Genomic DNA, 21,574 nt, shown 5'->3' with positions numbered 1-21,574 from the left:
CGGCGTGCGTGGGCCGGGGCGGTCGGACGCGTCGAGCCGGCGGCGTGCCGCGGGCCGGCGGGCACGTCAAGCCGAGGTGTGCCGCATGAACCCGGAGGCGCGGCGGAGTCAGGGGGCGGGGGCGGCGCTGGCTGGTTCCTCCTCCGGACGTGGACGGGATGCCGCGCTGCCGAGCGAAAGCGTCGACAGCAGGCCCAGGGCGAGGAAACCCGCCGCTGTGAAGCCCGCAGCGCGGGTGCCCTCGGAGAAGGCGGCTCTCGCGTCCTCGGCGAGGTCGGCGGTCTCGGGGGATGCGGCGAGCCCGGCGATCGCGCCGCCCGCGCTGTCGACCACGGCCGAGACCGTCTGCTCCCTCTGGGTGTCGGGGATGCCCCGATCCGCGAGCTTCGCGTCCAGGATGCCGGCGGTGCTTGAGAACAACACTGTCCCGAGCACGGCGACACCGAGTGCCGCCCCCAGTTGCCGCGACGTCGACTGCGTACCCGACGCCTGCCCTCCCTCGGCCGGAGGAACGTCTGCGAGCACGACGCCGGTCAGCTGTGCGGTGGCCAGCCCCACACCGAACCCGTATACGAAGAGGAAGGGCAGCAGCGGACCCCAGGACGAGTCGGGGCCGATGGCGAACGCCACCCCGCCGACGCCGATGACCTCCGCGAGCAATCCGACCCGCACCACCCACACGGGGGCGACGCGGTTCGCCAGAGCGGCAGCCACCCCGCTCGCGACGAACGAGCCGACGGCCAGGGCGAGGAGCACGAGCCCGGTCTGCAGGGCATCGAAGCCCAGGACGAATTGCAGCCACAGCGGCAGGGCCAGGATGATGCCGAACTCACCGAGCGAGACCACCATCGCGGCGATGTTGCCGTTGCGGAACGACGCGATGCGGAACAGGCCGAGGGCGAGCAGCGTGGATTCTCCGCGCCGCTGACGACGGAGCCCCCAGGCGATGAACGCGATCAAGCCGGCCAGCGAGATTCCGAAGGCGATCGGCACGGGAGAGAGCTCCCAGGGCCACGTCCACCCGCCGATCTGCGGCTGGGTGTCGGTGCGCCACCAGCCATAGGTGCGCCCTTCGATGAGTCCGAAGACGAGCGTGGCCATCGTGATCACGGACAGGAGTGCTCCGACGACGTCCGTGCGCTGCGTGCGTTCGCCGCGCGACTCCGTCACGGTGAGGAGCACGCCGATGAAGATGATGAGCCCGAGTGGGATGTTGATGCCGAAGGCCCAGCGCCAGGAGAACGCCGTGGTCAGCCAGCCGCCGAGGAGCGGCCCGAGCGCCGCCATCCCACCGATCGTCGAGCCCCACACGGCGAACGCGATGCCCCGCTCGCGTCCGCGGAATGTCGCATTGATGATCGAGAGCGTCGTCGGCAGGATCATCGAACCGCCCACGCCCTGGATCAGGCGCGAGAAGATGAGCAGCTCTCCGGTGGGAGCGAGGGCGGCGGCCACGGATGCCACCGCGAAGATCACGACGCCGATCAGCAGCATCCACCGTCGCCCGAACCTGTCGGCAAGGCTGCCGAAGACCAGCAGCAGCGAGGCGAACACGAGCGTGTACGACTCCTGCACCCACTGAACCTCGGTGGAGGTGATGCCGAGCTCGTCCACGATGGAGGGGATCGCGACGTTGACGATCGTCGAGTCGACGATGATCAGCGAAACGGCGATGCTGATGAAGACGAGTCCGAGCCAGCGGCGACGCGACGAGTGCGGCATATCGCTAGCTTATCTAGCTATCGGCCGGATGGCCGATTTCGTTGCCGTCAAAACCCAGGAGATCCGCAAGCGGGCGGCGTCGCCCCGCGAACGCGAAGGCTCCCGGCCCGCGAAGCGACCGGGAGTGTGGCCGAGGACGCCGAAGCCCCGGCCGTCCGAAGACGACCGGGGCTCCGAGGCGGATGGATCAGAAGTCGAACTCGGCGATGTTCTCCGCGTCGAAGACGAAGGGGTCGCCGAGCAGCACGACGCCGTCCTCGCCCACCTCGTACTCGCCGAGCTTGCCGGCTTCGAAGGTGTCGCCGGCCTCGCCGGTGATGTCGCCGTCGATGAGCGACTTCGTCGCGAAGGCGGCCAGGTAGCCGAGGTCGGCCGGGTTCCACAGGGCGAACGCGGTGACGGTGCCGTCCTCGACGTACTCCCGCATCTGGTTCGGCGTGCCGAGCCCGGTCAGCGCGACCTTGCCCTTGTACTCCGAGGTGGAGAGGTAGCGCGCCGCTGCAGCGATACCGACCGTGGTGGGCGAGACGATGCCCTTGAGCTCGGGGTAGGTCTGCAGGAGTGCCGCCGTGCGGTCGAACGAGGTCTGGTCGTCGTCGTCACCGTAGACGACATCCACGAGCTCGATGTCGGGGTGGTTCGCGGCCAGCTCTTCCTGCATGAGCTCGATCCAGGCGTTCTGGTTCGTGGCGTTGGCCGCCGCCGACAGGATCGCGACCTGACCGGCGTCGCCGATCTGCTCCGCGATCAGGTCGACCTGTGCCTTGGCGATACCCTCGGCCGAGGCCTGGTTGATGAACAGGTCGCGGCACTCGGGGTTGGTGTCGGAGTCGAACGTGACCACCTTCACACCCGCCGAGCGCGCCTCATCCAAGGCGTCACAGATGGCCTCGGGATCGTTCGCCGAGATGACGAGGCCGCCGACGCCCTGCTGGGCGGCGGTCTGGATGAAGCTCACCTGCGACGTCGGGGTCGCCTCGCTGGGTCCGACCTCCTCGAATGTGCCACCGAACTCTTCGATCGCTTCCTCGCCGCCCGAGTTGGAGGTGTCGAAGTAGGGGTTGCCGAGGTTCTTCGGCAGGAACGTGATCGACAGGTCGCCGCCCTCGCCACCTCCGTCGCCTCCGTTGCTCCCGCCGCTGCCGCTGCCGCCCGAGCAGCCCGTCGCGACGAGCGTCACGGCAAGCGCGAGCGCGGCCGCGGCGGTGCCGACGCGGGCCTTTCGCTGAAGTCCGAACATCATTGTTTCCTTCCGTGGTGCGGGTGGGGTCTAAGGGAGAGACGCGCCCGACGCCTCCGCGTCGCGCCGAGCTCTCCCGTTCCTCTTGCCGAGGGCTGCCGACCTCCGGGCCTGCAGCCAGGCGAGGAGGCTGGCGGACACCACCGAGAGCACCAGAAGCACTCCGGTGATGACGTTGATGATGTCGCTCGTCACGCCGGCCAGGCGCAGCGCGCTGCCGAGGGTGCCGATGAGGAGGACGCCGGCGATCACGCCGTGGATGGCCCCGCGGCCGCCGAAGATCGACACCCCGCCCAGCAGCACCGCGGCGATGATCTGCAGCTCGAGTCCCATGGCGTTCTCACCTCGCGCGTTGCCGTACAGCAGCGTGAAGTACACCCCCGCGAACCCGGACACCGCGCCGCTGAGCACGAAGAGCGTGAACTTCGTCCGCCCGACGTCGACGCCCGAGAACTGTGCCGCCTCCTTATTGAGTCCGATGGCATACAACGACCGCCCGAACGGCGTGAGGTGCAGCAGCACGGCGAACGCGATCGCCAGGATCACGAACGGGATCATGATGACGGGAACAGGCGTGCCGGGGATGTTGGCTTTGGCCAGGTCGGTCCAGTACTCGGGGAAGTCGGTGATGGCTTCGGTGCCCAGCATCCCGACCGCGATGCCGCGGAAGAGGGCGAGCGTCCCGATCGTGACCGCGAGCGAAGGGAGCCCCACCACCGTCACGAGGAACCCGTTGAGGGCCCCCGCCGACACGCCCACCACGATCGCGAGGAGAGCGGCGATCTCGAAGGGCCAGCCGCCCGCGGTGAGGACACCGGTGACCACGCTGGTGAGCCCGACGATGCTGGCGACGGAGAGGTCGATCTCCTCGGTGATGATGATGAGGGTCATCGGCAGAGCGATCAACAGGATCGGTGCGACGTCGCGCAGCAGGTACGTGACGGTCAGCGGGCTGTCGAAATTGCGCACGGTCGCCAGCGACACGATGATCACCAGGAGCAGCAGGGCGATCACCGCGGTCTCCCGCGTGAGCAGGATGCGGCGCCACAGCGGTCGCGCGTGGGTGCGGTAGGTGCGTGCCGGGGTCACGACGGCCGGGGCGCTCATCGGCCGGCCTCCCTCTGTGCGGTGAGTCTTCGGGATTGCCGGACGGCGAGGACACGGTCGAGCACGATGGCGCCGAGGATGAGCGCGCCCACGACGGCGCGCTGCCAGAAGTCGTCGATCCCGAGGATCGGCAGGGCGCGGTTGATCGTCAGCAGGAGGAACGCGCCGATCGCCGCGCCCCACACGGTGCCCACGCCGCCCGAGATGGCGACGCCGCCGATGACCGCCGCACCGATCGCCTGCAGTTCCCACCCGAATCCGGCGCCCGAGCTGACCGTGCCGTAGCGGGCGGCGTAAAGAACACCGGCGAGGCCGGCGAGGGCACCGCTCACGACGAATGCTCCGACGACGCGTCGCGTGACCTTGAGCCCGTAGAGGTGGGCGGCCGAGGGATCGGAGCCGATCGCGTAGAGCTCCCGTCCGCTGCGGAGGTTGCGCAGGTACCACGCCGCCAGAACCAGCACGACGACAGCGATGATCGTGAGGATCGGGATGCCGAGGAGCTGCCCCGTGCCGAGGCCCCGGAAGTCGCGAGGGAGGTCAGACGCGTTGATGCGGTCGCTGCCGGCCCACGCCACGTTGATGCCCCGGTAGATGTACATCGTCCCGAGCGTGATCACCAGGGCGGGCACCTTGGCGTAGGCCACCAGTGCGCCGTTGATGAGGCCCAGGACCGCGCCCAGTATGAGGCCGCCGAGGAACACGCCGATCAGCGGGATGCCCGGGATGTCGACGAACAACCGGCCGGTGAGGTACGCGGTGAGCCCGACGACCGAGCCCACCGACAGGTCGACGTTGCGGGTGATGATGACGATCGCCTGGCCGACGGCCACGAGCAGCAGCAGCGACGGAGTGAGGAGCAGGTCCCGGAATCCGTCGGAGGAGAAGACGAACGACGGGTTGCGGGTCGTGGCGATGACGACGATGAGCACGAGCGCCACGACGATGCCGGTTTCGCGGGCCGTTGCGACGTGCGAGACGAACTTCGTCGCGGAGCTTGATCCGGGGCGGACGGGCGGGGCAGACGTCGTCAGCGGAGCGCTCACCGGAGTGCCTCCGCATCCGCCGTCGCGGCGAACATGATCGCCTCGGGAGTCGCAGCAGCGCGGTCGAACTCGCCGGTGAGGCGTCCCTCCCGCATCACGAGGACTCGATCGGCCATTCCCAGTACCTCCGGCAGTTCGGACGAGATCATGAGGATCGCCATGCCCTGCTGAGCGAGCTCGGACAGCAAGCGGTGCACCTCGGCCTTCGTCCCCACATCGATGCCGCGGGTGGGCTCGTCCACGATGAGAACGCGGGGCTCCGTGGCGAGCCACTTGCCGAGCACGACCTTCTGCTGATTACCGCCGCTGAGGGTGCCGGCCTCGGCGTCGAGGGCGGCGGTCTTCACTTCCAGCCGGCTCGCCCACACCTGGGCCGCGCGGTTCTCGGCGGCGCCCCACAGGAGGCCCCATTTGGCGAGCTTCCCGCGGATGGCGAGGGTCATGTTGCGGCTGACGCTCTCGTCCAGCACAAGACCCTGCTTGCGGCGGTCTTCGGGGACGAGGGCGATCCCGCGGGCCGTCGCCGCGCGGGGGTTGCCCTTGGGGAGCGGGGTGCCACGGAGACGGACGGTCCCCGATTCGTACGGGTCGACGCCGAAGACGGCACGCGCGACCTCGCTGCGGCCGGCACCCACGAGGCCGGCGAGTCCGACGATCTCGCCGGAGCGGAGCGTGAAGGAGACGTTGCGGAACACCCCGGTGCGGGTGAGGCCCTCGACCTCGAGGACGACCTCTCCCACGGTGGAGGGAAGCTTCGGAAAGAGTTCCGTCACGTCGCGACCCACCATCTGCCGAACCAGATCGTCGACGGTGGTCTCGGCAATGAGCGTCGTGTCGACGTACGTGCCGTCGCGCATCACGGTGACCGTGTCGCACAGCGCGAAGACCTCGTCGAAGCGGTGGGAGATGAACAGAAGCGCGCGGCCCTCGTCGCGGAGGCTCCGGGCGACGGCGAACAGACGCTCCACCTCAACGCCGCTCAGGGCCGCGGTGGGCTCATCCATGATCAGCACCTGCGCGTCGAGCGAGATGGCCTTGGCGATCTCGATGATCTGCTGATCGGCGATCGAGAGGCCCTCGGTGATGCGGTCGGGATCCAGCGCGACGCCGAGCCGCTGGAAGATCTCGGATGCTTCGCGCCGCATGGCCTTCCGGTCGATGCGGCGGATCGCGCCGACGGGCTGGCGACCCATGAAGATGTTCTCCGTCACCGACAAGTCAGGGAAGAGCGTCGGTTCCTGGTAGATGACGGCGATACCGGCGGCCTTGGACTGCGCGGTCGTCGTGAAGTCGACGGATTCGCCGTCGAGGAGGAAGTCTCCCGCATCCCGGCGGTACAACCCCGCGATGATCTTGACGAGCGTCGACTTTCCGGCGCCGTTCTCGCCGACGAGCGCGTGGATCGACCCGCGGTCCAGGGTCAGCGTGCCCGATCGCAGCGCGATGACGGGGCCGAACGACTTCACCACGCGGCGCAGCTCGAGGGCGTGGGCGGGGAGCGCAGGGGCGTCCGCTGCGACTGCCATTCGGCCTCCTCGTTGAGGATGAAAAGTACCTGAATCGATTCAGGTGGGTTTCAGATACTCTAAGGAGCGCACCAGAGCGGGTCAAGTCGCAGAGCGAACGAGACCCGATCGTGATTCGACGGAGAGGGCGGCACGATGGCGGCGAGCATCCGGGATGTCGCCCAGCGCGCGGGCGTCTCGGTGGGCACCGTCTCGAACGTGCTGAACCGTCCTTCCGAAGTCTCCGTCGACTCCGTCGAGCGCGTGAACCGTGCCATCGAGGAGCTCGGATACGTCCGCAACGACGCGGCCCGGAAACTTCGCGCGGGTGTGAGCAGCACGGTCGGATTCGTCGTCCTGGACGGGCAGAACCCTTTCTATACCGATGTCGTGCGCGGAGCCGAGGACGAGGCCATCCGCCACGGGATGGCGCTCCTTCACGGCAACACCGACGAGGACCACGCGCGGGAGCGCCTGTACATCGACCTGTTCGAGGAGCAGCAGGTGCGCGGGCTCCTCATCGCCCCCTACGGGGATGTGACGGGGCGGCTGCACCGTCTCCGCGACCGCGGGATCGCCGCTGTGCTCGTCGACCGGTTCAGCGGAGACGGCCGCTTCTCGTCGGTGTCGGTCGACAGCGTCGCGGGGGGCCGGCTCGCCGTGGAGCACCTGTTGTCGAGCGGACGCCGGCGGGTGGCGTTCGTGGGGGGGCCCTTCGATATCCGGCAGGTCACGGACCGCCTCGCCGGCGGGCGGGCCGCTGTCGAAAACGGCGATGTGGATGCGGAGCTCGAGGTCATCGTCACGGAGGCGATGACGGTCGAGGAAGGTGCCCGCGCGGGCGCGCGCATCCTGGCGCGGCCGCCGAAAGAGCGCCCCGACGCGATCTTCGCCGCCAATGACCTGCTCGCTCTCGGTCTCCTGCAATCGCTGGTCGTCGACGGGCGGATGCTGGTGCCCGACACGATCGCGGTCATCGGCTTCGATGACATCCCGTTCGCCGCCGCGGCTGCCGTGCCGCTGTCGTCGGTGCGTCAGCCCAGCCGCATGATCGGACGGACGGCCTTGCGGATCCTCCTGGAGGAAGCCGCCGATCCGACGAGCATCCCGCGGCAGACGGTGTTCCAGCCCGAGCTCGTGGCACGCGCCTCCACGTCGCCGCGCCGCTGACCGGCCCGTGGGATCCCGCGGGCCGGCCCGAGGCCTTTACGCCGAGCGCTCACGCGCGTCGCGGAGAGCGCGGGCCGAGGCCGACTGGGGAAGCGGGATCGGCGTGGTACCGGCGACCTCGTCGCTGAACTCCTCCGGAACCGCGGCGGGGATGGTGCCGATGGGCCGCGTCTCGTCGAGGGTGAGCCGGAACCGCCGCGACTCGTGCCGGCGCAGGCGTCCGGATGCGAGCGTCCACGCCACGCCGATGCCGCAGGCCACCAGCGCCATGATCGCCGCGACGAAGATCGCCACGCGCGTGCCGAACTGGTCCACCATCCATCCCACGACGGGTGCGCCGATCGGCGTGCCGCCGAGGAGGATCGCCATGTACAGGGCGAGCACGCGCCCGCGGAGAGCGGGGTCGGTCGTGGTCTGCACATAACCGTTCGCGGTCGTGAGCATCGTGACGACCGCGAAGCCGGTGAACACCAGGGTGATCGCGTAGGTGAGGTAGGTCGGCGCGAGGGATGAGGCGATCATCGCCAGCCCGAATCCGCCGGCGGCGAGGGTGACCACGCGCATGCGGGCACGGTCTCGCCGGGCGGCCAGCAGCGCGCCGGCGAGCGACCCGATCGCGAGGATGGAGCTGAGCAGGCCGAATCCGTCGGCGCCCTGACCGAACTCCAGCGCCATGGTGGACGCGAAGATCGGGAAGTTCATCCCGAACGCACCCAGCAGGAACACCATCGTGAAGATCACGAGGAGATCGGGCCGCTTTCCGACGTAGCGGAACCCGTCGGCGAGACGCGAGCGGCCGGATCCGGTGGCCCGCGGGATGAGTTCGTGCACGCGGATGAGTGCGAGAGCGATGATCATCGCGGTGAAGGTCGTGGCGTTGACCAGGAACACCCATCCACTGCCGATCAGCACGATCATGATGCCCGCGGCGGCCGGGCCGACGAGGCGAGCGGTGTTGAAGGACGCCGCGTTCAGTGCGACGGCGTTGGAGGCGTTCTCGCGCGCCACCAGGTCGGACACGAAGGCCTGACGTGCCGGGTTGTCGAACGCCGTGATGATGCCGAGCCCGAAGGCGAAGCAGTACATCAGGGGGAGGGTCATCGCCCCGGAGAGCACCAGGATGCCGAGTGCCACGGCGAGCAGCAGCATCAGCGTCTGGGTGAGCATGATGAGTTTGCGGCGGTCGAACCGGTCGGCGACCCAGCCGGTGACACCCACGAGAAGCAGCGGAGGGGCGAACTGCAGGGCCATCGTGACGCCCATGGCGCCGGCGTCGTTGTTCGTCAGCTCGGTGAGGACCACCCAGCTCTGCGCGGTGGACTGCATCCACGCTCCGACGTTGGACACCAGGGCTCCGATGAACCACAGCCGGTAATTGAAGACGGCGAACGAGCGGAACATCGCGGTCATCGCTCGGCCAGCTTCCGCATGACTTCCGCGGCGCCGGCGAGCAGGTCGCGCTCGTCGCCGGTGAGTTCGCCGAGCGCGGATTCCAGCCACGCGTCACGGCGGCGGACGGTCTCCTCGACCACATTCCGGCCGGCGTCGGTGAGATCGACGAGCACCTTGCGGCGATCGTCATCGACGGGGGCGCGGGTGATGTAGCCCGACTCCTGCAGGGAATTCACCGTGCGATTCATGGAGGGCGAGGTCACGCGCTCGCGGTCGGCGAGCGCGCTGAGGGTGTGCGGACCGTGCACCGTGAGTGCCGCGAGCACCGCGAACTGTCCGTCACTCATGGAGTCGACGGCGCGTTCGGCGCGAAGGCGACGGGCGAGGCGGAAGGTCGCCATCCGCACGTCGGATGCTGCGGCACGGAGGTCGGGGGAGGGTGTGTTCGACTCTGTCATGCCGGTCATTAGCATAGCTCATTAGCCTTGCTAAGGGAAATTGCGCGGGGTCGGTCGGACCCTAGACTCGGCGCATGCCGGAGTTCACCGACGCGCACGGGATCGCGATCGTCTACGACGTCGCCGAGGCCGCGCACCCCCGGGCAGTCGTCCAATTGCTGCACGGAGTGGGTGAGCACGCCGGCCGATACGGCGCCCTCGTCGCGGCGCTCACCGACGCGGGCTACACCGTCTACGCCGATGATCACCGCGGGCACGGGCGCACCGGCCTCCGCCAGCACCGGGGTGACGCGAGCAGGTTGGGCCGGCTCGGTCCGGGCGGACACCGCGCGGCCGTCGGAGCGGTGTGGATGCTGACGCAGCGCATCCGTGCGCAGCATCCCGGCCTCCCCCTCATCCTGCTCGGGCACTCGTGGGGATCGTTCCTGGCGCAGATCCTCCTCGACCGGCACCCGGACGCCTATGACGCGCTCGTGCTGAGCGGATCGGGGCTGCGCACCCCGGTCTCGCTCAACGCCGGCGACCTCAACAAGCCGTGGAAGAGCGCCAAGGGCCACGGGATGCAGTGGCTGTCGTCCGACGACGCCGTCGGCGCCGCGTTCGTGGAAGACCCGCTGACCACCTCCGTGCCGATCGCCCGCCTGTTCGGTGTGGCCGAGGGCGTCCGGCTGTACGGCCGACCGCGGCGCGACCTCGGCCGCGACATCCCGGTGCTGCTGATGGTGGGTGGTGACGACACTGTGGGCGGTCCGCGCAGCGTGCACCGCCTCGCCGACGCGTACCGCAGCCGCTCGAAGCTCACCGACGTGACGACGCTCGTCTACCCCGGCGCCCGGCACGAGATCTTCAACGAGGTGATGCAGGCCGACGTGCGCGCCGACCTCCTGGCCTGGCTCGATCCCCGCTTCCCGTCCCGCGCCTGACCCTCGCCTGACCCCCGCGAGAAACGACGATCCGGGCGAGACACGACGCGATGCGTGCCGTCTCGCCCGGGATGTCGTTTCTCGGGTGAACGCGCCGCTCGCCGCCGTAGGCTGAGGGGCATGCACGGCGAATACAAAGTGCCCGGGGGCAAGCTCGTGGTGGTCGACCTGGAAGACCGGGACGGGCGGATCGCAGGGTTCCACCTCGCGGGCGACTTCTTCCTCGAGCCGGACTCGGCGCTCGCCGACATCGACGCGGCGGTCAACGGGCTTCCCGTCGAATCGGATGTCACGACGATCGCCGCGGCCATCCGCGCCGCGCTCCCCGAGGGCGCTCAGCTGCTGGGCTTCACGCCCGAGGCCGTCGGCACGGCGGTGCGCCGCGCGCTCATTACAGCACCGGGATGGCGCGACTTCTCGTGGGAGGTCGTGCACGACCGTCCCGTCTCCCCGCGGATGAACCTGGCACTGGACGAGGTGCTCACCACCCGGGTCGGCGACGGGCGGCGCAACCCGACTCTCCGGCTGTGGGAATGGAACGAGAACGCCGTCGTGATCGGCTCCTTCCAGTCCGTGCGCAACGAGGTCGATCCCGAGGCCGCGGAGCGGCACGGATTCGAGGTCGTGCGCCGCATCTCGGGCGGCGGGGCGATGCTCATGGCGGCGAACTCGATCGTCACGTACTCCCTCTATGTCCCGGCATCCCTCGTGGCGGGCATGACCTTCGCCGACTCCTACGCCTTCCTCGACGACTGGGTGCTGCAGGCGCTCCGCTCCATCGGCATCGACGCGACGTACCAGCCGCTCAATGACATCGCCGGTCCGCACGGCAAGATCGGCGGTGCTGCGCAGAAGCGCCTCGCCAACGGCGGGGTGCTCCACCACGCCACGCTGAGCTACGACATGGATGGGCGAGTGCTCACCGACGTGCTCCGCATCGGGCGGGAGAAGCTGAGCGACAAGGGCACGGTCTCGGCCGCCAAGCGGGTCGATCCGCTGCGCAGCCAGACGGGGCTGTCTCGCGAGGCGATCATCGAGCGCTTCATCGACACGTTCACGCAGCTGTACGGCGCGGTCCCGGGGCATATCACCGAAGAGGAATACGCCGAGGCCGAGGCGCTGGTGGAGTCGAAGTTCGCCACCGACGCGTGGCTCCAGCGGGTGCCGTGAGCGCAGGCGAGCCCGGCTTCGCGTCGCCGGCCGGGGCCGTCCGCATCCATCAGGGCGACAATCTCGAGGTCGCCCGCGGACTGGCGGATTCGTCGTTCACGCTCATCTATCTCGACCCGCCGTTCAACACCGGGCGCTCCCGCGAACGCGCGGTCGAGACGATGCGTCCGCGCGACCGTACTCAGGCCCCGTCGCACGCGGCGTCGGACCAGGCCGCGGAAACATCCGGTTCGGCGGCGGGTCCGGCACCGCTCAGCCTGAGTACGGCTGTGGGGGTGCCGCAGCCCGCGTCCGCGGGCGAAGAACCGTCCATCCCGATGGGACCGCGGTTCGGCTTCCGCGGTCGCGAGTACGACAAGCTGCGCGGCGATCTGCGCATCTACGACGACCGCTTCGATGACTACTGGGGTTTTCTCGAGCCGCGGCTGCTGGAGACGTGGCGCCTCCTCGCGCCCGACGGCACGCTCTACGTGCACCTGGATTATCGCGAGGCGCACTACGCGAAGGTGCTCCTGGATGCGCTGTTCGGTCGGGAGCGGTTCCTCAACGAGATCGTGTGGGCGTACGACTACGGCGCCAAGTCACGGCGCCGCTGGCCGACCAAACACGACACGATCCTCGTGTACGTCAAGGACCCGCAGCAGTACTGGTTCGATTCGGATGCGGTGGACCGCGAGCCGTACATGGCGCCAGGGCTCGTCACCCCCGAGAAGGCGGCGCGCGGCAAGCTCCCCACCGATGTGTGGTGGCACACGATCGTCCCCACGTCGGGACGCGAGAAGACCGGGTACCCCACGCAGAAGCCCGAGGGGATCCTCCGCCGCATCGTGCAGGCGTCCAGCCGCCCCGGAGACCGGGTGCTGGACCTCTTCGCGGGCAGCGGGACGACCGGCGCAGTGGCGAGCGCCCTCGGGCGCGACGCGGTGCTGGTGGACGACAATCCGGAGGCCGTGGCGGTCATGCGGGCGCGGATGCCGCATGCCACGCTCATCCCTTTGCCTGATGTCCCACTTCCGCAGGTTTCCGAGCCCCAGAAGCTGCAGAAGTGAGACATGATCTGCGTCATGTCCAGCCCAGCGGCCAAAATTGCCACGAATCCCTAGGGTGAGGGCATGAGATTCGGACTCTTCATTCCCCAAGGCTGGCGCTTCGACCTCGTCGGCATCGACCCGGCCCGGCATTGGGCGACCATGCGCGACCTGGCTCAGCAGGCCGACGCCGGCCCGTGGGAGTCGCTGTGGGTCTACGACCACTTCCACACCACCCCCGTCGCCAGCGAGGAGGCCACCCACGAGGCGTGGACGCTCATGGCGGCCTTCGCCGCATCCACCGACCGCATCCGCCTCGGCCAGATGTGCACGTGCATGAGTTACCGCAACCCGGCGTATCTGGCGAAGGTGGCCGCGACCGTCGATGCCGTTTCCGGGGGGCGCACGGAGATGGGTATCGGCGGCGGATGGTACGAGCACGAGTGGCGTGCCTACGGTTACGGATTCCCGCCGATCGCCGAGCGACTCGGACGCCTGCGCGAAGGCGTGGAGATCATGCACCAGGCGTGGACGACCGGATCCGCGACGCTCGACGGGAAGTACTACACCGTGGATGGCGCCATCGTGCGGCCGTTGCCGCTGCAGGACGGGGGCATCCCGCTGTGGATCGCCGGCGGCGGCGAGAAGGTCACGCTGAAGATCGCGGCGCAGTATGCGTCGTACACGAACTTCGCCGGGTCCCTCGAGGAGTTCGACCACAAGTCGGACGTACTGCGCGGTCACTGCGACGCCCTCGGGCGCGACTTCGACTCCATCACGCGCTCGTCGAACTTCAACACGATCATCGCCTCCAGCGAGGCGGAGGTCGAAGAGCGACTGACCGCGGTCATCGCTCGCCTGGCCCCCTTCGTCGGACCGGAGCGCGCCGACGTCATCGAGCGCGAGTACCGGGCTTCCCCCGGGGTGGGGACCCCGGAGCAGATCGCGGAGCGCCTCGCCGAGCGCGCGGCCCGCGGTCTCGGTTACGCCATCCACTATTTCCCCGAGGCGGCGTACGACCGCTCGGGCATCGAGCTGTTCGAGCGCGAGGTGGTTCCTCAGCTCGGCTGACCCCGGCGGGGCCCTCTGTGGGTGTCCACGACCCGCGGATGCGGCGGCGTCGCCGTGTGCACGGCGTGGACACTCACCGGATCAGGAGTCGCGCCAGGAGTGCTGCGGGTCGTACCCGAGCAGGCGCCGCGCCTTGTCGATCGACAGGAGCGTGTCGTTCGTGCCGAGGTCGCCGTGCACCGGCACGTCCGGAAACACCTCGGCGACGAGCTCGGCGTTGGGGCGGCTCATCACGGTGTCGGCGGCGGCGATGATGAAGCGGTCGAACCCCGCGGGCGCCGCGTCGAGCGCGCGCTGGACGGCCTGCGCGCCGTCGCGCGCATCGATGTAGCCCCACAGGTTCCACTTCCGCAGCCGCGCATCGGCGTCGAAGGAGGGGAACTCCGCGTAATCCTCCGGCACCATGACGTTCGAGAACCGTAGCGCCGTGATCGAGAGGTCGGGATGCCACCGCACCAGCTCGGTCGCGAGCTGCTCCTCGAGGTGCTTCACGAGCGAGTACACCGACTCCGGGCGCGCGGCGTAGTCCTCGTCGACCGGGATGTAGGGCGGCGGTACGTCGAACGGGAGCCCGAGCACGGTCTCGCTCGACGCGTAGACGATCCGCCGGACGCCGGAGCGCACGGCCGCCCAGAAAACGTTGAACGTCGCCGTCATGTTGTTGTGGAAAGTCGCGACATCGGGCCGGAGGCCCGGAGCGGGGATCGCCGCGAGGTGCACGACCGCGTCAAGTTCGCCCCGGTCATCGCCGACACCGCCGAACGTGTCGATCACCTGGCCGTAGTCGGTGAGGTCGACGTGTACGAACCCGTCGCGGCGCGGGCCGACCGCATCCAGTGCGATCACGTCGTGCCCGGCGGTACGGAGCTCGCGCTCGACGACGGTGCCTAGTTTTCCGGACGAGCCGGTCAGTGCGATGCGCATGGTCCAGGGTCGCACGTCACGCGACGGGAACGGGCCGGTGTGCCGCATCCCACCAGTCGAGAACGCGCAGGGCGTGGAACGTCAGCCAGCGCGAGGGTTCGCCGGGCGGGGCATCCACGTCGAACCAGGTTCGTCCCTCGTGGCGGAGCTGCTGATGCCACGTTCCGTCGGCGTCCCGGGCATCGCGCACGAGCGCGATCGCGTCGGACATCCGCTCGTCGGGCGGCGTACCGTCGTGGAGCGACGCCGCGCGGAAGTAGTCGACGGCCTTCAGCACGCTGTAGAACCACCGGTACGGATACGCGAAGTGGGTCGCCCACGGGGCGTGGACCTCGCCGGTGGAGAGTCGCCGCATGAGGCCGCGTTCGAGGAGGTACTCCTCCGCCGCCCGGCGTGCCGCCGCCAGCTCCGGCGTGCCGCCGGCGCGTTGTTCGTATTCGAGGATTCCGATGAGGGCGTTCAGCGTCGAATGGAACGACGAGTGGGTGGCGCCTTCGACCCAGTCGCAGTTCCAGCCGCCGTCGCTCATGCGGTGCTCGACGAACCATGTCGCGATCGCGGTCACGTCGGCGCCGAGCCACGCGCCGTTGGCGAGCGTGTAGCCGTTGATGCACGCGTCGACTTCGCCTCCCCAGTATGGAAGGTCGTCGTACTCCCACCGCGCGTTGCGTGCGAGCAGAACCGCGGTATCGGGACGCAGCGCGTCCGGGGGGACGCCCCACTCCCGCAGGGAGTTGAGCGACCATGTCGTCGCCGTCCATGGCTGCCCCGGCTCATCGCGACGCGCGTCGGCGGGGAAGTAGGCGCCCCCCGCCCACAGGCCGTCATCCGCCTGCTTCGTCAGCAGCGCCGCGCCGTGTCCCTCCGTCGTGACCCGCTCGCGGGTCCGCTGCCACACCGCGTCGGGGGCGTGGCCCAGGTCGCGCTCGACCTGCCAGCGGAGACTGGGATCGGCGCCGCGCAGCCACGCGATGACCTCGTCGCCGTTCATGCGAGGACGATACCGCCGGCTCCCGACATCGCGCGCCCGCTCAGACGGCCGTGTAGCCGCCGTCGACCGCGTGCTGGGAGCCGTTGATGAACGAGGCGCGGTCGCTGAGGAGGAAGACGACGAGGTGCGAGACCTCCTCCGCGGTGCCGAGGCGTCCGATCGGGTGCTTCTGCACGAGGGCGTCGTACGCCTCCGGCGGCAGCCCGTCGAGCAGGGGGGTGGCGATGTATCCCGGATGCACCGAGTTGATCCGCACGCCCTGGGCGGCATAGGCGGCACCGGCCGACTTGGTCATGCCCGCCACGCCGTGCTTCGCCGCCGCATACGGCGCGGCCGTCGCCTCGCCGACGAGGCCGAGGATGGAGGACGTGTTCACGATCGCACCGCCGCCCGCGGCGATGATCGCCGGGATCTCGTACCGCATGCCGTAGTACACGGAGTTGAGGTTGATGTCGATGAGGCGCTGGTATGCCGCGAAGTCGTCGCTGTCGTCGTAGTCGCCGAGGAGGCCCTGCGGTCCGCCGATGCCGGCGTTGTTGAACGCGAGGTGCAGGCCGCCGAAGGCCTCCACGGCGCTGTCCACCGCCGCCTTCACCTGCCGGGCGTCGGAGACGTCGGCGGCCACCGGGCGCGCCTCGCCGCCGGCGGCGACGATCTCGTCGACCACCTTCTGCGCCCCATCCTCCTGGAGGTCGACCGCGACGACCTTCGCGCCGAGGCCGGCGAGGTCGAGCGCGACGGCCCGGCCGATCCCCGAGGCGGCTCCGGTGATGAGAGCGACCTTGCCGTCGAATGATTCCGTCATGTGCGTGTCCTGCCTTCCGATTGGAGCGCCCGGATTGGCGTCGGCGACTTCGATCATCGCCCGGCGTGCGTGCGCGGGGAGGCCCCTTGACGCGATCGCGCGGTGCGTCGCCTGCCCCGACTGCGCGCCTGAAAGCGTGCAGGCGGACGCCGGCGGGGGTGCGCCGAGGACCTCAGTGCAGTGCGGTCACCGAGGCATAACCGTCGCGCACCACCTCGGGTGCGGATGCCGGCCCGCCGAAGACGCGCGTCGTGCCCGGTACCGCCGACCACGCCCCCCATCCCGGCATCCCCTCGCGCACGAATGCGACGGCGCTGGAGTGCAGTGCGTCGGCCAGGCTCCGCGGCGGTGCGTCGCCGGCGATGTCGGCCACCCCCGGGGCATCCAGGCAGTCGAACCAGAACGGCACGTCCAGGCAGTGGCACGCCCACCCGATCACCGGCGAGGGCCACGCGAACCGGTACACCCACGTCGGGGCATCCCCGCGGGCCGTGGCGACCCGGGGGATGTCGGCGCGGAACACCCGGTCGGTGGCGTAACGCCCGAGGAGTGCCGCGTTGCCCTTCCGCCGCTGAGCGCGGTTGGCCTGCAGGTATGCGCGCTGGGCGGTCCCGCGGAGGCCGAGCCGTGCCAGCACCAGTCCGAGGGGAAGGAACCGCAGCAGCCGACGGGCCCCGTGGGTCGCCATGGTGAACTCGTCATCGGTCGAGCCGAGGACGAGCGGGATGCCGCTGCCCTCGCCCCGGGCCAGTGCGTCCACGACGGGCGCGGGTATCAGGTCACCGTCGACCACCGGCCCCCACGGCAGGCCTTCGGACAGGAGCGAGGTGAGCACGTCGAGCCGATTGCGGGTCTCGGGTTCTCCGGCCTTGTCCTGCAACTCTCGCAGCCGTTCCTCGGGGATGCTCGCGAAATCCGCCCGCGTCGCGGGCACCCCGGCTGCTGTTGCGAGGCGCCCGGCCGCGGCGCCGGCGCGCTCGCGGTCGATATCGCTGAGCGCGGGGGAGATCGCGAGGGCCGAGCGGAAGAGCCCTCGCGCGGCAGGCATCGACAGGAGGGTGAGGACGGCGCCGCCGCCGGCGCTCTGACCGACGAGCGTCACCTTCGCAGGGTCGCCTCCGAACGCCCGGATCTCCTCCTGCACCCACGCGAGCCCCGCGAGCCAATCCCGCACGGCTCGGTTGGACGGCGCCCCGTCGATGACGCCGAACCCGTCGAAGCCCAGGCGGTACGAGAGTGTCACGGTCACGACGCCGTCGCGCGCGAACGCCGCGCCGTCGTACCACGGGCTGGCCGGCGACCCCGAGACGTAGGCGCCGCCGTGGAGATAGACGAGCACGGGGAGCGCCGCGTCCTCATCCCCCGGCCGCGGCGTGAAGACGTTGACGTTGAGCGTCGCCTCGCCCGGGATGCTCGGCTCGGGGATGAGCGTGACCCCGGTGTCTCCGCGTTGGGGTGTGGGGCCGTAGGCGGTGGCATCGCGGACCCCCTCCCATGGATCCGGCGGCACGGGGGCCGCGAAACGCAGCGCGCCCACCGGCGCCTGGGCGAACGGAATGCCGAGGAACGCCGCCGAGCCCTCGCGCGCGAGCCCGCGCACCGACCCCTTACGGGTACGGACCACGGGGCCGGGGGATGCCGTCATCCCGGCATTCTCCGTCGAGTCGCCACAATCCGTTCGGTTTTCCGCCGAATTCGGACGTTTTGTGGCGAGTCGACGGAGTGGGGCAGCGGTCAGGCGGCGGACCAGCCTCCGTCGCTGGCGAGGATCTGGCCGTTGACGTTCACTCCGTCATCGCTCAGCAGGAACGTGATGGATGCGGCGACGGCCTCCGCTTCGGCCGGATCGGGCATGACGGCCATGGCGGTCTGCACGCGTTCCGCGCCGAGGGGCGATGCGAACGACGCCTCGATGTTGGTGATCGTCGCGCCCGGCGCGACGGCGTTCACCCGGAGGCCCGACGGGCCGTACATGAACGCCGAGCTCTTCGTCAGCCCGGCCACCGCGTGCTTGGACGCGGTGTAGGCAGCGCCGGCGGCGGAGCCGCGCAGTGCGGCCTCGGAGGCGGTGTTGACGATGGAGCCGCCGCCCTGAGCGAGCATGGCCGGGATGACGGCGCGCATGAGCTTCATCGTGCCGTCGACGTTCACCCGGAACACCCGCTGCCAGACCGCGTCGCTCACATCGCCGACGGGGGTCATGTCGTCCATGATCCCGGCGATGTTCGCCAGGCCGTCGATCGTGTCGCCGGCTGTCGCGACGATCCGGGCGACCCCGTCGTCGTCGGTGATGTCGGCCACGATCGCGTCGATCGCGGCTCCCGCGTGGTCGGCGACGAGCTCGTCCAGGCGCTCCTGCGAGATGTCGACGGCGATGACGTGACCGCCTTCACGCGCGACGCGCGATGCGACGGCGCGGCCGATACCGGAGCCTGCGCCGGTGACGATCACCGTACGGTCGGCGAAGCGGCCCCCGTCGATCCGCTCGGACCATTCCCGCAGCGGCGCGGATTCTCCCGCGGTCGGCGAGGCCGCGACGGAGCCATCCTCGGACGGGGCGGGGGTGGCGGACGGAGCTGCCGCATCGGGGGCGGCGGCGCCGGATGGCACGTCGCCCGCGGCGGCGCGGCGCACGAGGTCGTCGAGCATCTCCTGCGTGAACGCGCCCCGGCTCATCTTCACGAGTCGCTTGATCGCCAGCCGGCGCACCGGCTTGAAGACTTCCGCGCTCTGACCGCCTTGCGCCAGCAGATCGCGGAGGATCGCCCCGCCTACCGGGTCGTCGAGCCAGGTTGCGATGGATGAGTCGCCGCTGAGCGGTGCTCCGTTGGATGCCATGGGTGGCTCCTCTCTACCGGACAAGTTTGTCCGGTACTAGGCTGCCCCCGTGCCGCGTTCAGAGGAAGAGGTCGTCAAGGCCAATCGCGGACCGGCCGCCGGTCCCGCCAATCGCCGCGCGATCCTCGACGCCGCGCGGGAGGTCTATCGCGAGCGCGGGCTCGGGGCGCCCTTCAGTGCGGTGGCGCGCCACGCCGGCGTGGGGCAGGGGAGCCTGTATCGCCACTTCCCGACGCCCGTGGCGCTGGCCGCCGCCGTGTTCGAGGAGAACGTGGCCGAACTCGAGCGCCTCGCCGACCGGCCCGACGCCCGGCTGTCCGATCTCTTCGATTCGATCGTCGATCAGGCGGCCCCCGCGACCGCCTTCATCGAACTGACCACGTCCGCTCGGCACGACCCCGCCGTCCTGCGCCTGGGCGAGCGCTTTCGTGAGGTCGTCGCGCACCTGGTCGCCCGCGAGAGTGCCGCGGCACGCATCGGCGCCCACGTTCAGACCGATGATGTTCTCCTCGCGGTGTCCATGCTGGCCTCCGAACTCGCCCGCACCGGGCCCGCCGACCGGGACGACGTCGCCGTGCGGGCGCGGGCGATCTTCCGCCGCTCCTTCGCCGCCTGACCTGCATGCGGAACGGCCCGCCCCCCGACAGGGAGCGGGCCGTTCACGGAACGAGCGTCAGTGCGAGGGCTCGGTCTCGCGCCGGTACTGGTAGGGGTTGGTGAGGATCTCCTTCTCGGGGATCTCCGGGTTCATCCCCGACTTCCAGGTCTCCTCGCCGAGCTCCGAACGCAGGTACTCCACGGTGTCCTCGATCTTCGCGCGGACGCCCTGCAGGTCGCCGGCCACGAGCTTGCCGTCGAACTTGACCGCTTCGCCGCCGACGAGCACGGTGTGCACGTCGCCACGCTGTGCCTGGTACACCACGTGGCTGTACGGGTTGAGGATCGGGAACATCGTGGGGGAGTTGTCGTTCTTGATGACGACGATGTCGGCCAGTTTTCCGGCCTCGAGGCTGCCCACCTGATCCCACTTGCCCAGCGCCTTCGCGCCGCCGCGGGTCGCCCAGTCGACGACCTCCTCGACGCGGATGGTGGCGTGCGTGATGGTCTCATCCGTCTGGTGCGCGATGTAGTGCTCGAGCGACCGGTCGGCGCCGATCGTCGTGCGCATGGCCGAGAACATGTCGGCGCTGAACCACACACTCGTGTCGACGGAGAGGGATGCTCCGATTCCGTGCCGGCGCAGCGCATGTGCGGGCGGGTAGCCCTGACCGCAGGTCTGCTCGCTCTCGGTGGAGAGCGACACGGTGCCGCCCGTCGCGGCGATCTTCATGTACGAGTCGTCGCTGAGCGTCGCGGCGTGCACGTAGACGTTGCCCGGCTGCATGGCGTCGTTGTCGTACATGAGGCGGATGCCGTTGTCGTTCGTGGCGCCCCACACCCCGGCGTGGGTGGTCACCGAGACGCCCAGGTCGCGCGCGGCCTTGAAGGCCGCAGCCTCCGGGAAGCTCTCGTCGCCGGGAACGTCGAAGGCGACCTGTGCGCCGAACATGCGCGAGTCGTCGCGTGCCTTCTCGATCACGCGGCGGACCGCGGGGTCCTGGGTCCACTCCCACGGACCGGCGTGGATGTTGCCGTAGGCGAGGATGAAGCGCCCCGGTGAGGTGGTGAGCGCCTCGAGAGCCGCCTCGCCGTGCTCGGGGGTGCGGAGGCCGTGCGACCAGTCGACGCTGGTCGTGACGCCGGATTCCACCGCATCCAGTGCCGACAGGAGGTTGCCGGAGGCGATGTCCTGCGGGCGGAACTTCATGCCGTGCTCGAGGTAGTACCAGACGAAGTACTGCGTCAGCGTCCAGTCGCCACCGTAGGCGCGCATGGCGGTCTGCCACATGTGGCGGTGGGTGTCGATCATGCCGGGCAGGACGATGCCGCCCTTGGCGTCGATCTCGAACGCGCCGTCTGGTGCGGCGAGGTCGACACCGACCTCGGCGATCTTCCCGTCGACGACGAGAACGTCGCCCTCGGGGATCACGGTGTGCGCGTCGTCCATCGTGAGCACGATGGCGTCGCGGATCACGATGGGCTGGCCTGGCTGCGGTGCCGGGGTACCGGTCATGAGACGTTCATCCTCCTTGATTGCCGTCGGGTGGCCCCGCTCGGGCGGCGCGACGGCGCGCCGTCGCTTGA

Annotated in this window: 19 protein-coding genes; 6 read left to right on the top strand and 13 right to left on the bottom strand. The window is 69.9% G+C overall.

All coding sequences use genetic code 11. The features are described 5' to 3' along the window. Window positions 1–108 precede the first annotated feature (108 nt). The 5 genes from AC4FS2_RS14035 to AC4FS2_RS14015 form a co-directional block, all read right to left on the bottom strand. Window positions 109–1,722 carry a DHA2 family efflux MFS transporter permease subunit gene (locus AC4FS2_RS14035; RefSeq protein WP_491155988.1) on the bottom strand — a complete coding sequence of 538 codons (1,614 nt, stop codon included), beginning with the start codon at window positions 1,720–1,722 and terminating at the stop codon, window positions 109–111. Between the two features lie 187 nt (window positions 1,723–1,909). Further along, window positions 1,910–2,962: a rhamnose ABC transporter substrate-binding protein gene (gene rhaS, locus AC4FS2_RS14030; protein ID WP_491155991.1), complete on the bottom strand. Its 1,053-nt coding sequence runs from the start codon at window positions 2,960–2,962 to the stop codon at window positions 1,910–1,912. 30 nt (window positions 2,963–2,992) lie between these two features. Then, the gene (locus tag AC4FS2_RS14025) at window positions 2,993–4,069 is read right to left on the bottom strand and encodes an ABC transporter permease (RefSeq protein WP_491155993.1); all 1,077 of its coding nucleotides are present in this window, start codon (window positions 4,067–4,069) and stop codon (window positions 2,993–2,995) included. Further along, window positions 4,066–5,115, bottom strand: coding sequence for an ABC transporter permease (locus AC4FS2_RS14020; RefSeq protein WP_491155995.1), 1,050 nt, complete (start codon window positions 5,113–5,115; stop codon window positions 4,066–4,068). Before AC4FS2_RS14020 ends, AC4FS2_RS14025 begins: the two co-directional genes overlap by 4 nt. Further along, the gene (locus tag AC4FS2_RS14015; RefSeq protein WP_491155997.1) at window positions 5,112–6,641 is read right to left on the bottom strand and encodes a sugar ABC transporter ATP-binding protein; all 1,530 of its coding nucleotides are present in this window, start codon (window positions 6,639–6,641) and stop codon (window positions 5,112–5,114) included. Before AC4FS2_RS14015 ends, AC4FS2_RS14020 begins: the two co-directional genes overlap by 4 nt. A gap of 135 nt (window positions 6,642–6,776) precedes the next feature. On the opposite strand from AC4FS2_RS14015, the gene AC4FS2_RS14010 reads away from it, so the two are divergent. Then, on the top strand, window positions 6,777–7,790 hold the full coding sequence (locus tag AC4FS2_RS14010; RefSeq protein ID WP_491155999.1) for a LacI family DNA-binding transcriptional regulator: 1,014 nt from the start codon (window positions 6,777–6,779) through the stop codon (window positions 7,788–7,790). 36 nt (window positions 7,791–7,826) lie between these two features. Here AC4FS2_RS14010 and AC4FS2_RS14005 read toward each other — a convergent pair whose 3' ends face one another. Then, window positions 7,827–9,200, bottom strand: a complete 1,374-nt coding sequence (locus AC4FS2_RS14005) for an MFS transporter (RefSeq protein ID WP_491156000.1) — start codon at window positions 9,198–9,200, stop codon at window positions 7,827–7,829. Further along, window positions 9,197–9,655 carry a MarR family winged helix-turn-helix transcriptional regulator gene (locus AC4FS2_RS14000; protein WP_491156003.1) on the bottom strand — a complete coding sequence of 153 codons (459 nt, stop codon included), beginning with the start codon at window positions 9,653–9,655 and terminating at the stop codon, window positions 9,197–9,199. The genes AC4FS2_RS14005 and AC4FS2_RS14000 overlap by 4 nt, the downstream gene beginning before the upstream one ends. Window positions 9,656–9,714: 59 nt before the next feature. Here AC4FS2_RS14000 and AC4FS2_RS13995 point away from each other — a divergent pair, with 59 nt between their 5' ends. From AC4FS2_RS13995 to AC4FS2_RS13980, 4 genes are all read left to right on the top strand, one after another. Continuing rightward, complete coding sequence (locus AC4FS2_RS13995) at window positions 9,715–10,563, top strand: alpha/beta fold hydrolase (RefSeq protein ID WP_491156005.1); 849 nt, start codon at window positions 9,715–9,717, stop codon at window positions 10,561–10,563. Between the two features lie 120 nt (window positions 10,564–10,683). Continuing rightward, complete coding sequence (gene lplAB / locus AC4FS2_RS13990; protein WP_491156007.1) at window positions 10,684–11,733, top strand: lipoate-protein ligase LplAB; 1,050 nt, start codon at window positions 10,684–10,686, stop codon at window positions 11,731–11,733. Continuing rightward, window positions 11,730–12,782 (top strand): DNA-methyltransferase, encoded by a 1,053-nt coding sequence (locus tag AC4FS2_RS13985; RefSeq protein WP_491177607.1) that lies wholly within the window; start codon window positions 11,730–11,732, stop codon window positions 12,780–12,782. Before lplAB ends, AC4FS2_RS13985 begins: the two co-directional genes overlap by 4 nt. Window positions 12,783–12,845: 63 nt before the next feature. Next, window positions 12,846–13,832 carry an LLM class F420-dependent oxidoreductase gene (locus AC4FS2_RS13980; protein ID WP_491156010.1) on the top strand — a complete coding sequence of 329 codons (987 nt, stop codon included), beginning with the start codon at window positions 12,846–12,848 and terminating at the stop codon, window positions 13,830–13,832. 81 nt (window positions 13,833–13,913) lie between these two features. On the opposite strand, the gene AC4FS2_RS13975 is transcribed toward AC4FS2_RS13980, so the two are convergent. The 5 genes from AC4FS2_RS13975 to AC4FS2_RS13955 all read right to left on the bottom strand — a co-directional run bounded on the left by AC4FS2_RS13975 (window position 13,914) and on the right by AC4FS2_RS13955 (window position 19,390). Continuing rightward, complete coding sequence (locus AC4FS2_RS13975; protein ID WP_491177605.1) at window positions 13,914–14,756, bottom strand: NAD-dependent epimerase/dehydratase family protein; 843 nt, start codon at window positions 14,754–14,756, stop codon at window positions 13,914–13,916. A gap of 16 nt (window positions 14,757–14,772) precedes the next feature. Next, window positions 14,773–15,747 (bottom strand): squalene cyclase, encoded by a 975-nt coding sequence (locus tag AC4FS2_RS13970; protein ID WP_491177602.1) that lies wholly within the window; start codon window positions 15,745–15,747, stop codon window positions 14,773–14,775. A 40-nt stretch (window positions 15,748–15,787) separates the two neighbouring features. Beyond that, window positions 15,788–16,552: an SDR family NAD(P)-dependent oxidoreductase gene (locus AC4FS2_RS13965; protein WP_491156014.1), complete on the bottom strand. Its 765-nt coding sequence runs from the start codon at window positions 16,550–16,552 to the stop codon at window positions 15,788–15,790. Window positions 16,553–16,724: 172 nt separating this feature from the next. Beyond that, window positions 16,725–18,197 (bottom strand): carboxylesterase/lipase family protein, encoded by a 1,473-nt coding sequence (locus AC4FS2_RS13960; RefSeq protein ID WP_491156015.1) that lies wholly within the window; start codon window positions 18,195–18,197, stop codon window positions 16,725–16,727. Window positions 18,198–18,286: 89 nt separating this feature from the next. Beyond that, window positions 18,287–19,390, bottom strand: a complete 1,104-nt coding sequence (locus AC4FS2_RS13955) for an SDR family NAD(P)-dependent oxidoreductase (protein WP_491156017.1) — start codon at window positions 19,388–19,390, stop codon at window positions 18,287–18,289. A gap of 49 nt (window positions 19,391–19,439) precedes the next feature. Here AC4FS2_RS13955 and AC4FS2_RS13950 point away from each other — a divergent pair, with 49 nt between their 5' ends. Further along, window positions 19,440–20,006 carry a TetR family transcriptional regulator gene (locus AC4FS2_RS13950; protein WP_491156018.1) on the top strand — a complete coding sequence of 189 codons (567 nt, stop codon included), beginning with the start codon at window positions 19,440–19,442 and terminating at the stop codon, window positions 20,004–20,006. Window positions 20,007–20,063: 57 nt separating this feature from the next. Here the strand turns inward: AC4FS2_RS13950 and AC4FS2_RS13945 are convergent, their stop codons facing one another. After that, window positions 20,064–21,503, bottom strand: coding sequence for an amidohydrolase family protein (locus AC4FS2_RS13945; RefSeq protein WP_491156020.1), 1,440 nt, complete (start codon window positions 21,501–21,503; stop codon window positions 20,064–20,066). Between the last annotated feature and the right edge of the window lie 71 nt (window positions 21,504–21,574).

It is taken from the genome of Microbacterium sp. Z10_103 (assembly GCF_058310455.1).
This window is presented reverse-complemented; position numbering and strand designations above follow the sequence as displayed.